Genomic DNA, 16,609 nt, shown 5'->3' on the forward strand with positions numbered 1-16,609 from the left:
TTTATGGTTAAGAAATATACGGTAAGAGACCGGATAGATACAATTGTAAAATGGATTATATTAATTATAGTCGGTGTTTTTACTGCGTTTCCGTTTTTATGGATGGTAGTCAGTGCGTTTAAAACAAAAGAAGAAATAATGGATACGAGTAAATTTTTGCCACAAAGTCTGCATTGGGAGAACTTTATAACAGTTATCTTTAATTCGCCGGTGCCAAGATATATTTTTAATAGTTTATTTATCTCATTAGCTATTGTATTTATTCAGGTTATAACAGGAGCTTTGATTGCATATGCAATTGTGTTTATGAAATTTAAAGGTCGCGGAATTTTGTTTGGAATAATTATGGTGACTTACATGCTTCCAACCGCGGCAACATATATTCCAAGCTATATAATTCTTGCAAATCATCAGCTGCTTAATACATATACAGGATTGATTATTTCAAGTTCGGTTAGTATTTTTGGTATATTTTTATTAAGACAGGCATTTATGCAGGTGCCTAGTGCGATGGTAGAAGCGGCACAGATTGATGGAGCTTCACATTTTAGAATATTGCACTTGATTGTATTTCCTATGACTAAATCATCTTTTATTACATTTGGATTAATGAGCTTTATTGCTTCGTATAATAATTATATGTGGCCGTCTTTAATAACTAATGATTCTGATAAATATATGGTATCTCAAGGGTTGAGGAGTTTTTTTATTGAAGGTGGTGCGTATGGAACAGAGTGGTCACTTGTTATGGCTGCGAGTGCAGTGGTTGTAATACCATTGTTGATTATGTTTGCTTTTGCACAAAAATGGTTTATAGATGGTATAGGTGGAGATACCGGAGTAAAAGGTTAAAAAGACAAAGATAGAAAGGACAAATTTGAAATGAAAAAAAGATTATTAGGTACATTAATGACAATTGCGATGTTGACAACTTCCTTGATGGGGTGTAGTACAGGTAATACTACATCAGAGAATAGTCAGGCACATGGAACTGAAAATATGAAAGGAAAGACAGAAGTAGATTTTTGGTATTCAGGCGGAAAGACGGCAGTAAAGGTCGTCCAGGATATCGTTGATGATTATAATAAGTCTCAAGATACATATTTTGTGAAAACAGTTACCCAGGCGGATTATTCTGAGACTTATGAAAAATTACAGGCCGCTATTGCGGGAAATGTTGCTCCGGATGTTGCTTTGATTGAGAAAGATGCAGCACGAGGGTTATCAGATAAAAATCTTGTGGTTGATCTTTCAGAAAAAATGAAGAAAGATAATGATTTTAACGAAGATGATTATGTTTCAACATTTTTTGAACAGGTAAAGGATGATAAAGGTAAAATATACGGTATTCCGGCATATGGAACAACCCAAGTACTTTATTATAACAAAAAAGCATTTGAGAATGCAGGTATTGATCCAAATAGCATAAAAACATGGCAGGATTTAAGCCGTGCCGCTTCTAAAATAAAAGATGATGGGCAATGTATATATGGCTGGGAACCTATGTGGGGAGCAGATAATTTGACGGATGCGGCACTATCAAATGGCGGTACAATTTTCAGTGAAGATGGCAAGAAAGTTACTATAAATTCAGAGGAATGGATTGAAGCATGGGATGGATTTGGTAAATGGATTCATGATGATAAGACTATGGCAATCCATTCTGGTGGACAGGGCTGGGAATACTGGTACAAGACTATTGATGATGTTATTCAAAATAAGGCAGGTGGCTACACCGGTTCATCAGGAGATCAGGCAGATTTGGATTTTTCTATTGTAGGAGCAATTGAACAGCCTTCGTGGAAGGATGGAACTGAATCAAAGCCGGTAGCAAGGGCTTTAATGTTAAGTGTACTGGCAAAGTCTTCAGAGGAAAAACAGGCTGGAGCATATGATTTTATGAAGTATTTTACTAATGTTAAGAATCAGGCAAAATGGTCTATGTCAACTGGTTATGTTCCAGTGAATAAGGGTGTACTTGATGATGATGATTATATGAAGTATACTCAGGAAAATCCACAAGCACTTGTTCCGTATACTCAGGCAGAACATGGTTCTATTTATCCATATGATCCGACAAATGGTGCTGTAAAGGATGCATTGAAAATTGCAGCTGATAAGGTAGAAATAGATGGTGTGCCTGCAAAGGAAGCTTTGGATGAAGCACAAAAAACAGCGCAAAAAGCCTTAGATGAGGTATTGACTGACAAAAAATGAGAAAATGTTATATCCTTCATGTTCTAAGTACTAGACAAATTCCACAAAATATTAGATAATAGAAGCAAATTAGTTTTCATTTTGCATAGGAGGTCGGCATGAAGAAGAAAAAAATAGTTATCGCACTCGGACATGATGCCCTTGGAACAACTCTTCCGGAGCAGCACGAGGCTACAAAGCATACAGCAAAGGCAGTTGCAGATTTTATCAGGGACGATTATGAGGTTGTTATCACACACAGCAACGGACCGCAGGTGGGCATGATTCACACCGCGATGTCTGAGTTTTGCAGGATTTATCCTGAGTATACAGCTACACCTACAGCAGTCTGCTCTGCAATGAGCCAGGGCTATATAGGATATGATTTACAGAATGCTATCCGTACAGAGCTTCTTGGCAGAGGTATTTACAAGACTGTTTCTACAATACTTACACAGGTGGTTGTTGACCCATATGATGAGGCTTTTTATCATCCGACAAAGATCATCGGCCGTGTTATGACAGAGGCTGAAGCTGAGGAAGAGGAGAAGAAGGGCAACCATGTGACACAGGTTGAGGGAGGCTACAGAAGAGTTGTGGCAGCTCCAAAGCCTGTTGATATAGTGGAAAAGGATGCTATCAAGGCTCTTGTTGATGCAGATCAGGTTGTTATCGCATGCGGCGGTGGCGGAATCCCTGTTTTAGCACAGGACAATAAGCTTCAGGGCGCAAGCGCTGTTATAGAGAAGGATCTTGCAGCAGGAAAGCTTGCAGATACTCTTGATGCTGACAGACTTGTTATACTTACAAGCGTTGACAAGGTGTGCCTGAACTACGGCAAGGAGGATGAGAAGCCACTTGACACCATGACTGTCGAGGAGGCAAAGAAGTACCTTGCAGCAGGCGAGTTTGATGAGGGTACCATGGCTCCAAAGATTGAGGCAGCTATCGACTTTATCGGTGACTCTGCCATCCGTTCAGTGCTTATCACAAAGCTCAACAAAGAGGGCAAGACAGTTTCAGGTGGCATGGGCACTTTAATTACAAAGTAGAGCTTAATTGTTATAATTCACATATATCCCACACGTCTATATGCATTTTGCATGCCGGATGTGTGGGAAGTTTTATAAGAAACAAGGTAACTATTCTAAGCTACTGAGAACAAGAAAAGTAAGATAGAAGGTAACACAAAATGAGTGAGAAAAGGCTTCAAAAGAGAGAAGAAATCTCAGACGAGTACAAATGGAAGCTTGAGGATATGTATGAGACAGATGAGCTGTGGGAGGTTGAGTGCGAAAAAGCGTCACAGCTTGCAGAAAAGCTCTCGGGCTTTAAGGGACATCTGGCAGATAGTGCAGCAACGCTGCTTGATTTTTTTAAGAAGCAGGATGAGCTGTCTTATTATTTGGAGCGCATAGTGGTCTATGCGAATGAGCGCTCGCATCAGGACACTGCCGTGTCGAAATATCAGGCATATGTGTCAAAGGCTGAGACACTGACTGTTCAGGCATCCGGGGCACTGGCATTTGCGAGTCCGGAGATTTTGCAGATAGATGATAAAAGGCTTGAGAGCTTTTACAGTGAGAGCAAAGAGCTTGTGCACTATAAGCGTGCAATTGATGAGATAATGCGCCAGAAAGCACATACCTTATCGGCCGCAGAGGAGAATATCCTGGCACAGTGCGGTGAGATGGCTGCGGCACCGGAGAATATTTTTAGCATGTTCAACAATGCGGATATCAAATTTCCGTATATCACTGATGTCGAGGGAAATAAAATCCGTATCACGCACGGCAATTTCATAGATTTTTTAAGCAGCAAGGACAGAAGCCTGCGCAAGCAGGTGTTCCGCGGTGTGTATGATTCGTACAAGAAGTGGAGCAATACTGTTTCCATGATGTACATCAGCAAGCTGAAAAATGACACTTTTTATGCAAGGGTCAGAAAATATGACAGCGCAAGGGCCATGTATTTATCCGGTGGCGATATTCCGGAGAGCGTATATGACAATCTGATTGAGACGGTTCACGCACATCTGCCGGCTCTGCACAGGTACATGGCGCTTAGGAAGAAGCTTCTTGGTGTGGAGCATCTGCACATGTATGATTTATTTGCACCGATTGTGGACAATGTACAGACCACCTACACCTATGATGAGGCGAAAAAGCTTGTGGCAAAGGCACTTGAGCCTATGGGCGATGAGTATGTCAGCACACTTAAGTCCGGCATGGAGAGCGGCTGGATAGATGTATATGAGAATGAGAACAAGAGAAGCGGTGCGTATTCCTGGGGCGCTTACGGCACTCATCCGTATGTGCTTTTGAACTATGCCGACAATCTGGACAGTGTATTTACACTGGCTCATGAGATGGGACATGCTATGCATACATACTATTCAAATGAGCATCAGAGCATTACATACGCGGGATACCTGATTTTCGTGGCAGAGGTTGCATCCACCTGCAATGAGTCGCTTCTCATGCACTATATGCTAAAGCATTGCGAGGATGAGAATGAGAGAAAATATCTCATGACACATTTTCTGGACGGCTTCAGGACGACACTTTTCAGACAGGCGCAGTTTGCAGAGTTTGAGCATATAGCTCACCGGAAAATGCAAAAGGGCGAGCCGGTTACCAAGGATGTGCTGAATGAGCTGTGGCATGAGCTGAATGTGCAGTACTACGGACCGGATATGCGCGTGGATGATGAGATATCATATGAGTGGATGCGCATACCGCATTTTTACACACCGTACTATGTATATCAGTACTCGACAGGCTATTCGGCAGCAGTCGCTTTTTCAAAAAAGATACTTGAGGAGGGAAAGCCAGCTGTGGATAAGTATATAGGAAATTTCCTGTGCGGTGGATGCTCGAAGAATCCAATAGAGCTGCTAAAGAGTGCCGGTGTTGATATGAGCACGCCAAAGCCTGTGGATGACGCACTCAATGTATTTGAGGATTATCTGAAGCAGTTTGAGGCAGCGACTGAGTAAGGAGGAAACATTTTCATGGAAAGAATTAAAAGCTTTACAATCAATCACAATATTCTTAAACCTGGATTTTATATTTCAAGAAAAGACGGAGAAATCGTTACATACGACCTTCGTACAAGAAAACCAAATGCAGGCGATTATATGTCCAATTCGGCTATGCACTCAGTGGAGCATATGTTTGCAACATGTGTGAGAAACTCTGAGATTGCAGATGATGTGGTATATTTTGGACCGATGGGCTGTCAGACAGGCTTCTACCTCGTAGTGAGGGATGTTGAGCCGGGAAAGGTTTTTGAAATCACAAAAGAGGTTTTAAAACAGATACTCGAGTATGATGGACCGGTGTTTGGCGCATCTGCCATAGAGTGTGGACATTACGAGAATTTGTCACTTGACGAGGCAAAGAAGGAGTGCCGTGCATATCTAAAGGTGCTTGAGAGCCAGACGAATATGGAGTTTACTTACCCACAATAAACGAGGACTAAAAATATAATAGTAATATAGCAGGAATGGAGAAATAAAATGACAATAGGTGTAATTGGTGCAATGCAGATGGAGGTCGATGATTTAAAGGCTCAGATGACAGACACACAGACTGAAGTTTACAGCGGAGTGGAGTTTGTCGAGGGCAAAATCGGTGATCAGTATGTAGTTGCGGCAAAATGCGGAATAGGAAAGGTGTTTGCGGCAATATGTGCAGAGGCCATGATTTTGAAATATGATGTCGACATGATCGTCAATATCGGAGTGGCCGGCACTTTGACAAAGGACTTAAATGTGCTTGACGTGGCAGTTGCCACAAACGTGCTGCAGCACGATATGGATACATCGCCAATCGGAGATCCGAAGGGGCTTCTTTCTGGCATCAACATGATTCTGCTTCCGGCAGATAAAAAAATGGTGGAGCTCATGTGCTCCTGCTTAGCTGACAGGAATATCCACTACAAAAAGGGCAATATCGCGACAGGAGATCAGTTTATTGCCACAAAGGAGCAGAAGGATTACATATCAAATACCTTTGATGCAATCGCTGCAGAGATGGAGGGCGGCAGTATCGGTCATGTGTGCTATGTGAACAAGGTGCCATTTGCCATTCTTCGTTCAATATCAGACGGCGATGGCGGTGAGACAGACTACCAGACCTTTGCGGAGAAGGCTGCGCATCAGTCGATTGAGGTAGTGCTTGAGTTCATCGGAAGAGCAGAAGAACTGAAATAGAGTTATTTCATTACTCATAATTTGTGATAATAAAGAATAGTATATAGCATGAGTGAATACAGAGCATACATGCAAAATACAAAACTACATAATGGGACAAAACGAAAGAAACGCCGACACAGATTCCTTTTTGGAGTGCTGTTGTCGGCGCTTCTTATTACAGGCGCTTTATATGGCAGAGATTATGACATATCACAGCTGAAAAATATAGAGGTGATGGAGACACTTAGCAGTGCTGTGAGTCAGTTCGGGGACAGAAAGCTGCCTGTATATTCGGTTCAGACAACAGAAAAAAAGATAGCCCTCTCATTTGACTGTGCCTGGGGAGCAGAGGATTTTGACGGTATGATGGAGACACTTGACAAGCACAACGTAAAGGCTACATTTTTTATGACCGGAGGGTTTGTGAGCGATAATCCTGAATGTGTAAAGACGCTGGTTGAAAAAGGGCATGAGCCGGGAAATCACAGTGAGCACCACTATGATATGGCAACAATCACGGCAGGCGAGATGAAGACGGAGATAATGGATGTGCACAAAAAGGTCAAGGAGCTGACCGGAAAGGATATGAAGGTATTCAGACCGCCATACGGCTCGTACAACAATGAGCTGATCGACACAGTGTATGGCTGTGACTATTATCCAATCCAGTGGGATGTGGATTCGCTTGACTGGAAAAACTATGGTGTGCAAAATGTCATAGATACTGTGTGCAATCATAAAAGCTTAGATTGCGGCTCGATAATACTCTGCCATCTTGGAGCCAAGTACACCTCACAGGCACTCGATGAGATGCTTACAAAGCTGCAGGGCATGGGCTATGAGATAGTTCCGGTATCAAAGCTTATTATGACAGAAGGCTATCATATGGATGCAAATGGTATGCAGATCAAGGACTGATCGATTTTTTAAATTAATATTTTAGTCAATATTTTAGCCTCTTACGATATTGTTATTTACAGACAAGTGTGATAAACTAAAACTATATTTTAAAGAAGCTGTGAGACAGCTATGGGGGTAAATTATATGACAGATACAGGTTTTTTAGTAGCATTCTTTATAGTTATATTTTTAGTTATCATCTTCGCACTTGTCGCTGTGATAGGAGCCGTTACAAGTGCTGTTGCAGGTATCAATGATGATGAGGATGAGACAGAGGAAGAGGGCATCTGAAGCTGCAATAAATAAAAAATCTTAAAAGAGATTAAAAGAGATTAAAAGACATTTAAGGACATCGAATTATATTAATCGTATAATTGGGTGTCTTTTTATTGTCAAAATCTCTTAAAAAAGTATAAACCAATTGAGTTGCAATCCGCCACATTGTATAATAAAAGTATAACAGCGAATTAAATTTATTGTGAAAATCACAGTAATCATTGTTTATCAACCTAAGGCAAGAATTATCAAAGAAAAAGAAAAGGAGGGTTCAGATGATATCCAGATATAGTGTAAAAAAGCCGTTTACCGTACTTGTGGGGGTACTGTTGGTAATTGTACTCGGTGTTGTATCACTTAGCAGGATGACGACGGATCTGCTGCCGGATATGAGCTTTCAGTATGCTCTAATCGTGACAACAGATATGGGAGCAAGTCCACAGGAGGTGGAGAGCAATGTCACAGCGCCGCTTGAAGCAGCCATGGCAACTACGTCCAATATCAAAAATGTAAGCTCAATGTCATATAACAGCTATTCTCTGGTGACCTGCGAGTATGAGCAGAATGCCAACATGGATTCTGTAGTGATAGAGATGCAGCAGAAAATAGATCAGGTCAAGGCAGGCTGGAAGGATGGAGTGGGGACTCCGACCATCATGAAGATAAATCCGGACATGCTTCCAATAATGATGACTGCTGTGGATATGGATGGGAAAAGCAAGTCGGAAATCACCGACTTTGTGGAAAACACACTAAAGCCTGCCATTGAGAGTACAGAAGGAGTCGCATCAGTGACTGCAACAGGTGAGCTCACCGAGCAGATACAGGTCACAATGAATCAGACCAAGATAGATGCGCTCAATGAGAAAATTAAAAATGCCGTTTCAAAGAAATTTGACGATGCAAAAAGTCAGATGGATGATGCAAGCGCAAAGATAAAGAGCGGACAAAATGCGATCACATCGGCATCAGACCAGATGAGCGCAGGCGTGGATACGCTAAAGGATCAAAAGGCAAAGCTTGCAGAGCAGAAGACTCAGCTTGAGAGCACGCTTACAAGCTTAAACGAGCAGAAGAGTCAGCTTGAAACAATTCAGTCAGCTCTTTCAGATTTCATGAATAGTGACACATATACAAAGACAATTCCGTCACTCAAGGAGGGCGCAAATGCACCGGGTGAAGCAGGAACTGCTTTAAAAGCACAGCTTGAGCAGGTTGATAAGCAGATTGCATCACAGTTTTCAGGGCTTTCGGCGCTTGGAATCACCGTAAACGGATCAGATGATCTGCCGGCGGCAGCGTCAGCGATAGCACAGACTCTTATTCAGGTGAATACAGGGATAGAGCAGTGCCAGAGCGGGCTTGACCAGATAGCACAAGGAGAGACAGCGCTTTTAGATGCCTATGATAATCTAAACAGCCAGGCGGCTATAAGCTCTATAAGCATAGGCCAGCAGTCGGCACAGCTTGCAACAGCAGCGGCATCTCTTGACAGCTCAAAGAAAGAGCTTGAAAAGAGCAAGGATGATGCACTCGACAAGTCAAACTTAAATGCAGTTTTAACAATTGACTCACTTTCTCAGCTCCTTGTCGCACAGAACTTTGACATGCCTGCAGGCTATGTAAATGATTCAAACGGCACGCAGTACATAGTACAGGTGGGAGATAGGGTAAAATCAATTGATGATTTAACAAATCTTGTGCTCATGGATATGAATCTTGACGGAATAGATGCAATCCATGTCTCAGATGTAGCTGATGTTGAGATGACTGACAACTCGGATGAGACATATGCCATTATAAACGGCAATCCGGGCATCATTCTTTCTATGGAGAAGCAGACCGGCTACTCTACCGGAGATGTCACAGACCGCCTTTTAGACAAATTTGATTCATTGGAAAAGGAAAATGACGGATTACATACCACAGTGCTCATGAACCAGGGTGTATACATCGATATGGTCGTAAAGAGCGTTATGCAAAATATGATAGTCGGAGCAATCCTTGCAATTATAGTATTGCTTTTATTCCTAAAGGATATAAAGCCGACACTTGTTATCGCGGCATCAATTCCTCTTTCAGTGATTGTTGCAGTGGTGCTTATGTACTTTACGGATATCACACTAAACATCATTTCGATGTCGGGACTTGTGCTTGGAATAGGAATGCTGGTGGATAACTCAATCGTAGTAATCGAGAATATCTACAGACTAAGGGGCGAGGGTTATTCGGTAAAGAAGGCGGCTGTCGAGGGTGCCAATCAAGTGGCAGGAGCCATTTTTGCCTCTACACTCACCACGGTAAGTGTGTACGCACCGATTATCTTTACCGATGGAATCACAAGACAGCTCTTCGTGGACCTTGCGCTTACGGTAGCGTTTACACTTATGGCTTCTCTTGTCGTGGCGCTCACATTTGTACCGGCAATTGCATCAGGAATGCTTAAAAGGACTAGGGATATAAAGCATCCGTGGTTTGACCGCTTTAAGGACTGGTATGGAAATGTGCTCGGTGCATGTCTGAGATTTAAGCCGGTGGTATTTATCGTGTCAGTAGTGCTTTTAGTCGGCAGTGGTGCACTTTGCATGTCAAGGGGCATGACCTTTATGGATATGGACATGGAGTCGAATCAGATTTCACTCACCATAGAGGCAAAGGATGACGAAAAGCTTGACTTCAAGCAGCTTACAGAGATGTCCGATAAGGTCATGGACAAAATCTCTGATATAAAGGGCATAGACACAATAGGAGCTACGGCCGGAGGCAGCTCGACCATGAATCTGATGAGCTCCGGAAGCGACAGCGTGAGCATGTATATACTGCTTGATGAGAAGTCGGATGTTTCGTCTGATAAGGTAATAGACGAGATTGAGAAGCGCACAAAGGATTTTGACTGCAAGGTGACTGCAGACTCTTCATCAATGGACTATTCAGCTTATTTTGGAAGTGGTCTTTCAGTCAGGATAAAGGGCAATGATATAGACAAGCTGCAGGAACTGGCAGGTCAGGTGGCAGATATCCTTGAGGATACAAAGGGCGTGACAGATATAGATGACGGTCTTGGTGATACAACCAATGAGCTTAAGATAGCTGTGGATAAGGAAAAGGCGGCAAAGTATGGTTATACGGTGGCTCAGGTATACCAGCTCGTATCAGGTGAGATATCATCTCAAAAGAGTGCAACAACCATTACGACCGACATAAAGGACTATGAGGTATACTTACAATCCGCAGAGCAGTCAGATGTGACTGTGGACGACATCAAAAACCTTACATTTACATACACGGATAACGAGGGCAGTAAGAAGGAGATTCCACTCAGTGATATCTGCACTATTTCGCAGGAGCAGACGCTTAGCACCATCCATCGTGATGCGCAGACCAGATATATCACAGTATCAGGTGCAGTTGATGAAAACCACAATGTTACATTACTTAGCGGTAAAGTTAAATCAAAAATTAATAAAATAGACATACCTGACGGCTATTACATAGACATGGAGGGTGAGGATGAGACAATAAATGAGTCCATGAATCAGCTCGGACTTATGCTCGTGCTTGCAGTGATATTTATCTACCTTATCATGGTGGCACAGTTCCAGTCATTGCTATCACCGTTTATTATCATGTTCTGTATACCGCTTGCGTTTACAGGAGGCTTTATTGCTCTTTTCATCACGGGAAATGAGCTTGGAATCATATCAATGCTTGGCTTTATCATGCTGGCAGGACTCATTGTAAATAATGGAATCGTGCTCATTGATTACATCAATCAGGCAAGGAGAGAGGGAATGAGCAAGCACGAGGCAATCATAGATGCAGGCCGCACAAGGCTTCGTCCAATCCTTATGACAGCGATGACCACCATCCTTGCCATGCTTACATCGGCAGTAGGTATCGGAGACGGCTCGGATATGATAAAGCCGATGGCAATCGCAATAATAGGAGGTCTCGTATACGGAACCGTTCTCACGCTTATCGTAATTCCATGTATTTATGATGCTTTCAACAGGGAGAAGAGCATGGTTGAGGAAGAACTGTAGGAAGATAGAAAGGGAAAGCTGGAAATATAGAGAGTTGGAGGATTTTTACATGGCAAAGTATATTATGGCATTAGATGCGGGCACTACCAGCAACAGATGTATACTTTTCAATGAGAAGGGCGAGATGTGCAGCGTGGCACAGAAGGAATTTACGCAGTTTTTTCCAAAGCCCGGCTGGGTGGAGCACGATGCAGAGGAAATCTGGGCCACACAGCTTGAGGTGGCAAAGGAGGCCATGGCCAATATCCAGGCTACGGCAGCCGACATATGTGCGATAGGCATTACTAACCAGAGAGAGACCACGATTGTGTGGGACAAAAATACAGGGGAGCCGGTTTATCACGCGATAGTATGGCAGTGCAGGCGCACGGCAGAGTATGCGGATTCACTGAAGGATAAGGGGCTTACCGAGACCTTCAGGAAAAAGACAGGCCTTGTGATAGATGCTTATTTTTCGGCAACTAAGCTCAAGTGGCTCCTTGACAATGTGCCGGGAGTAAGGGAGAGAGCCGAAAGAGGCGAGCTTTTGTTTGGAACAGTCGAGACATGGCTTATATGGAAGCTCACTCAGGGGCAGGTGCATGTCACGGATTATTCCAATGCTTCAAGAACAATGATGTTTAATATCAATACCCTAAAGTGGGATGATGAGATACTTAAGGAGCTTGACATACCAAAGAGCATGCTTCCAAAGCCTATGCCGTCAAGCTGTGTGTATGGTGAGGTGAATCCGGTGTTCTTCGGGGGACCGATTCCTATCGCGGGAGCGGCAGGAGACCAGCAGGCAGCACTTTTTGGACAGACCTGCTTTAGGGCCGGAGAAGCCAAAAATACATATGGCACCGGTTGCTTCCTTCTCATGAACACAGGTGAGATGCCTGTTTCGTCAAAGAACGGACTCGTAACTACAATAGCCTGGGGCATAGACGGCAAGGTGGTATATGCGCTGGAGGGCTCAATATTTGTGGCAGGAGCCTCCATCCAGTGGCTTCGCGATGAGATGAAATTTATCGATTCATCAAGTGATTCAGAGTATATGGCAAGAAAGGTAAAGGACACAAACGGCTGCTATGTGGTGCCGGCCTTTACAGGGCTTGGAGCACCGTACTGGGATCAGTATGCGAGAGGAACTATTGTGGGTCTTACGAGAGGTGTAAACAAGTACCATGTCATAAGGGCCACTTTGGAATCAATGGCATTTCAGGTAAATGATGTGCTTGAGGCAATGAAGGCTGATTCGGGCATCAATCTCACCTCGCTTAAGGTGGACGGCGGCGCCAGTGCCAACAATCTGCTCATGCAGATGCAGGCTGATATCAGCAATGCACCGGTCAACAGGCCTGTGTGCGTGGAGACAACAGCCATGGGTGCAGCGTACCTTGCAGGGCTTGCAGTGGGCTATTGGGACAGCATGGATGATATAAAGAGAAACTGGGCTATTGACCGTGTGTTTGAGCCGGAGATAGCGGATGATTTAAGGGAAAAGAAACTTAAAATGTGGAAAAAGGCTGTCACCTGCGCATTTAACTGGGCGAAGGATGACTAAGAGCTGATGTTTACAATGCTTTGAATGAGCTTAGTGGTATAGAAAGTAAAAATATATAAATGGAAATTGGTAGGAGAAAATAACATGTATGATGTAGTAATTATAGGAGCGGGAGTATCCGGAAGTGCCTGTGCCAGAGAGCTTTCGAAATATAACCTGTCCATCTGTGTGGTGGAAAAGGAGGAGGACGTGTGCTGTGGCACCTCAAAGGCCAACAGTGCTATTGTCCATTCCGGAATTGACTGTAAGACCGGTACACTAATGGCACAGATGAATCTCCGTGGAAATGAGATGATGGACGACCTTTCGAAGAAGCTTGATTTCGAGTTCAGAAGAAACGGCTCGCTGATATTGTGCTTTAGCGAGGACGATATGCCAAGGCTTAAGGAGCTTTACAATCAGGGAATCGCAAATGGCGTGCCGGGACTTGAAATTCTTGATTCAAAGAAAGCACATGAGATGGAGCCAAATCTGTCTGATGAGGTGGTGGCAGCTATTTACTGTCCGACAGGAGGCATTGTATGTCCGTTTGGCATGAATATTGCATTTGCTGAGAATGCTGCGGCAAACGGTGTGGAGTTTTTATTTAACACCGAGGTGAAGGAGATACAAAAGGAGCAGGCAGGCTATATCCTGACTACTCAAAATGGAGAAATTCATGCACGCTGCGTTGTAAATGCAGCCGGTGTATATGCTGATGTATTTCATAACATGGTGAGCGAAAACAAAATACATATCACACCAAGGCGAGGAGAGTACAAGCTTTTAGACAGGGCAGCCGGTGGTATCGTTGACAAGACAATCTTCCAGCTTCCGGGAAAATACGGCAAGGGTGTGCTTGTAACCCCGACAGTACACGGAAATATCCTAATCGGACCTACAGCAGATGATCATGTGGACAAGGATGGTACAAATACAACAAGAGCAGGCTTAGAGCATGTTACGACATCCGGCACACGCTCAGTGCCATCGCTTCCTATGCGTCAGGTCATCACATCGTTTGCGGGAAACCGTGCACATGAGGACGGACATGAGTTTATCATCGAGGAGCTTTCTGACGCACCGTATTTTATTGACTGCGCAGGTATAGAGTCACCGGGCTTATCAAGTGCACCGGCTATCGGCGAGAGAGTGGCAGCAATAGTTGAGGGGCTTTTTAAGCCTTCTGAAAATCCGGACTTTATCGATACAAGAAAAGGTATTTTAAATCCAAAGAAGCTTTCAGAGGATGAGTATAAAAAGCTGATAAAAGAAAAGCCTGAGTATGGCAATATAATCTGCCGCTGTGAGATGATTACGGAGGGCGAGATAATGGATGCGGTAAACAGACCACTGGGTGCAAAGTCGCTTGATGGTGTGAAGAGACGTACCAGAGCCGGAATGGGCAGGTGCCAGGCGGGCTTTTGTTCTCCGAAAACTATGGAGATTATCGCCAGGGAGAGAGGTATTTCTCAGCTTGACATCACTAAAAGCGGTGGAAGGTCAAGGATAGTCGTTGGAATGAGTAAGAATCGCGGGTAGGCTGTCACACTTTAGTGTGAACGGTAACGATAGCTTGATATTGGATTAATATCAGATTAACATAGGGGGACAATATGGAATTTTACGATATTGTGATAGTAGGAGGCGGTCCGGCAGGCCTTGCGGCAGCAGCTTCCGCTAAGAAAAATGGAATAGATAAAATACTTATACTGGAAAGAGACTGCGAGCTTGGCGGTATCTTAAATCAATGTATACACAATGGCTTTGGTCTGCACACCTTTAAGGAGGAGCTCACAGGCCCTGAATATGCCGGCAGATTTATCAAAGAGGTCAAAGAGCTTGGCATAGAGTACAGGCTGAATACGATGGTCATGGACATCTCGACCGGTGACGAGGATGAACATGGGGCAGATGACAGGCATGATGTAAAGATAAAAGATAGGGCAAACGATAAAATAGTCACGGCTATGAACCGTACAGACGGACTTTTTCATATCGCTGCAAAGACTGTGATACTAGCGATGGGCTGCAGGGAGAGAGCAAGAGGTGCCCTAAACATACCGGGCTACAGACCGGCAGGAATTTTCTCGGCGGGTACAGCTCAGAGACTGGTGAATATAGAGGGATACATGCCGGGACGAAAGGTAGTAATACTCGGCTCAGGAGATATCGGTCTTATCATGGCAAGAAGAATGACCCTAGAGGGTGCCAAAGTGCAGGTGGTTGCAGAGCTCATGCCGTATTCAGGAGGCTTGAAGCGTAATATCGTGCAGTGCCTTGATGATTTTAATATCGCGCTTAAGCTCAGCCACACAGTAGTTGATATAAAGGGCAGGGAGCGTGTGGAGGGCATCACTCTCGCTCAGGTTGACGAGCATAACAAGCCTATTGAGGGAACAGAGGAGTTTTACGAGTGTGATACCCTTTTACTCTCATGCGGACTCATTCCGGAAAATGAGATTTCAAAAACAGCAGGTGTAGAGCTCAATCCTGTAACAAGCGGACCTGTTGTAAACGAAAGCCTTGAGACCAATGTGCCGGGTGTATTTGCCTGTGGAAATGTGCTTCATGTGCACGACCTCGTGGATTATGTGTCAGAGGAAGCAACAGCAGCAGGCCGCCATGCCGCAGAGTATGTGAAAAACGGCGGTGATAAGAGTTGCGATGGCAAAGAGATATCAATAACTGCTATAGGCGGAGTCAGATATACTGTTCCAAGCACTATAAATACTGCACAGATGGATGATACTGTAACGGTGAGGTTTCGAGTTGGCGCTGTGTATAAGAATTGTTATATTGCAGTATATCTGGATGATAAACAATTACAGCACCGCAAGCGTCCTGTAATGGCACCGGGTGAGATGGAGCAGGTGGTGCTTCAGAAGAAGCAGCTCATCGAAACAGACAATCCTCGCACAATTACGATAAAGATTGAGGAGGCATAGTATCATGGAAGAGAAAAATTTGACATGTATAGGCTGCCCTCTGGGCTGTGCACTTAAGGTGACAATAGACGGAGAAAATGTCACAGTAACCGGAAATACCTGCAAGCGCGGAGCAGATTACGGAGCAAAGGAAGTGACACATCCGACACGAATCGTGACAAGCACAGTCTGTGTGAAAAACGGCACAATACCTATGGTATCCGTAAAGACAGCACAGGATATTCCAAAGGAAAAGATAATGGATGTGATGGACTGTATTAACCAAATCACGGTAGAGGCACCGGTGCATATAGGTGATGTGCTGCTAAGTGATGTTGCAGCAACCGGTGTGGATATAGTTGCAACAAAGAATGTTGTGCAAAAATCATATTGACAAATCATCCAATGCACTTTAATATTGTAGAAAGAAACAGGCAAATATTTAAAGGCATAAGAAAGAGGAGTACATGACGAAAGCTTTCAGAGAGAGCATCCGGTCCGTAAGATGGAGATACATCTTGGGCAGGCTGAAAGGTGCTTAAGA

At 43.8% G+C, this 16,609-nt stretch carries 13 protein-coding genes; all 13 read left to right on the forward strand.

What is annotated here, in order from left to right:
* Positions 1–3: 3 nt before the first annotated feature.
* The 13 genes from ACW6PM_RS07835 to ACW6PM_RS07895 all read left to right on the forward strand — a co-directional run bounded on the left by ACW6PM_RS07835 (position 4) and on the right by ACW6PM_RS07895 (position 16,459).
* Positions 4–852, forward strand: a complete 849-nt coding sequence (locus ACW6PM_RS07835) for a carbohydrate ABC transporter permease (RefSeq protein WP_456056786.1) — start codon at positions 4–6, stop codon at positions 850–852.
* A 30-nt stretch (positions 853–882) separates the two neighbouring features.
* Positions 883–2,217: an ABC transporter substrate-binding protein gene (locus tag ACW6PM_RS07840; RefSeq protein ID WP_456056787.1), complete on the forward strand. Its 1,335-nt coding sequence runs from the start codon at positions 883–885 to the stop codon at positions 2,215–2,217.
* Positions 2,218–2,315: 98 nt separating this feature from the next.
* Positions 2,316–3,248: a carbamate kinase gene (gene arcC / locus ACW6PM_RS07845; protein WP_118257388.1), complete on the forward strand. Its 933-nt coding sequence runs from the start codon at positions 2,316–2,318 to the stop codon at positions 3,246–3,248.
* A 140-nt stretch (positions 3,249–3,388) separates the two neighbouring features.
* Positions 3,389–5,194 carry an oligoendopeptidase F gene (gene pepF / locus ACW6PM_RS07850; RefSeq protein WP_456056788.1) on the forward strand — a complete coding sequence of 602 codons (1,806 nt, stop codon included), beginning with the start codon at positions 3,389–3,391 and terminating at the stop codon, positions 5,192–5,194.
* A gap of 15 nt (positions 5,195–5,209) precedes the next feature.
* A complete protein-coding gene (locus ACW6PM_RS07855) occupies positions 5,210–5,668 on the forward strand; it encodes an S-ribosylhomocysteine lyase (protein ID WP_012743422.1) in 459 nt (152 codons plus the stop codon).
* Positions 5,669–5,716: 48 nt separating this feature from the next.
* Complete coding sequence (locus tag ACW6PM_RS07860; RefSeq protein ID WP_456056789.1) at positions 5,717–6,412, forward strand: 5'-methylthioadenosine/adenosylhomocysteine nucleosidase; 696 nt, start codon at positions 5,717–5,719, stop codon at positions 6,410–6,412.
* 48 nt (positions 6,413–6,460) lie between these two features.
* On the forward strand, positions 6,461–7,312 hold the full coding sequence (locus ACW6PM_RS07865) for a polysaccharide deacetylase family protein (protein ID WP_456056790.1): 852 nt from the start codon (positions 6,461–6,463) through the stop codon (positions 7,310–7,312).
* Between the two features lie 126 nt (positions 7,313–7,438).
* Positions 7,439–7,585, forward strand: a complete 147-nt coding sequence (locus ACW6PM_RS07870) for a hypothetical protein (protein ID WP_015568255.1) — start codon at positions 7,439–7,441, stop codon at positions 7,583–7,585.
* Between the two features lie 260 nt (positions 7,586–7,845).
* On the forward strand, positions 7,846–11,613 hold the full coding sequence (locus ACW6PM_RS07875; protein ID WP_456056791.1) for an efflux RND transporter permease subunit: 3,768 nt from the start codon (positions 7,846–7,848) through the stop codon (positions 11,611–11,613).
* Positions 11,614–11,662: 49 nt separating this feature from the next.
* Positions 11,663–13,159: a glycerol kinase GlpK gene (glpK, locus tag ACW6PM_RS07880; protein WP_456056792.1), complete on the forward strand. Its 1,497-nt coding sequence runs from the start codon at positions 11,663–11,665 to the stop codon at positions 13,157–13,159.
* Between the two features lie 84 nt (positions 13,160–13,243).
* Positions 13,244–14,680, forward strand: coding sequence for an FAD-dependent oxidoreductase (locus ACW6PM_RS07885; RefSeq protein WP_456056793.1), 1,437 nt, complete (start codon positions 13,244–13,246; stop codon positions 14,678–14,680).
* Between the two features lie 74 nt (positions 14,681–14,754).
* A complete protein-coding gene (locus ACW6PM_RS07890) occupies positions 14,755–16,086 on the forward strand; it encodes an NAD(P)/FAD-dependent oxidoreductase (protein WP_456056794.1) in 1,332 nt (443 codons plus the stop codon).
* A gap of 4 nt (positions 16,087–16,090) precedes the next feature.
* Entirely contained in the window at positions 16,091–16,459 is a 369-nt protein-coding gene (locus ACW6PM_RS07895) for a DUF1667 domain-containing protein (RefSeq protein WP_456056795.1), read from the forward strand.
* Positions 16,460–16,609 lie beyond the last annotated feature (150 nt).

The sequence above is a fragment of the Agathobacter sp. genome, from assembly GCF_977054825.1.

Coding starts and splice junctions, on each gene's coding strand:
- ACW6PM_RS07835 (WP_456056786.1), top strand. CDS start 4: ATGGTTAAGAAATATACGGTAAGAGACCGGATAGATACAATTGTAAAA.
- ACW6PM_RS07840 (WP_456056787.1), top strand. CDS start 883: ATGAAAAAAAGATTATTAGGTACATTAATGACAATTGCGATGTTGACA.
- arcC (WP_118257388.1), top strand. CDS start 2,316: ATGAAGAAGAAAAAAATAGTTATCGCACTCGGACATGATGCCCTTGGA.
- pepF (WP_456056788.1), top strand. CDS start 3,389: ATGAGTGAGAAAAGGCTTCAAAAGAGAGAAGAAATCTCAGACGAGTAC.
- ACW6PM_RS07855 (WP_012743422.1), top strand. CDS start 5,210: ATGGAAAGAATTAAAAGCTTTACAATCAATCACAATATTCTTAAACCT.
- ACW6PM_RS07860 (WP_456056789.1), top strand. CDS start 5,717: ATGACAATAGGTGTAATTGGTGCAATGCAGATGGAGGTCGATGATTTA.
- ACW6PM_RS07865 (WP_456056790.1), top strand. CDS start 6,461: ATGAGTGAATACAGAGCATACATGCAAAATACAAAACTACATAATGGG.
- ACW6PM_RS07870 (WP_015568255.1), top strand. CDS start 7,439: ATGACAGATACAGGTTTTTTAGTAGCATTCTTTATAGTTATATTTTTA.
- ACW6PM_RS07875 (WP_456056791.1), top strand. CDS start 7,846: ATGATATCCAGATATAGTGTAAAAAAGCCGTTTACCGTACTTGTGGGG.
- glpK (WP_456056792.1), top strand. CDS start 11,663: ATGGCAAAGTATATTATGGCATTAGATGCGGGCACTACCAGCAACAGA.
- ACW6PM_RS07885 (WP_456056793.1), top strand. CDS start 13,244: ATGTATGATGTAGTAATTATAGGAGCGGGAGTATCCGGAAGTGCCTGT.
- ACW6PM_RS07890 (WP_456056794.1), top strand. CDS start 14,755: ATGGAATTTTACGATATTGTGATAGTAGGAGGCGGTCCGGCAGGCCTT.
- ACW6PM_RS07895 (WP_456056795.1), top strand. CDS start 16,091: ATGGAAGAGAAAAATTTGACATGTATAGGCTGCCCTCTGGGCTGTGCA.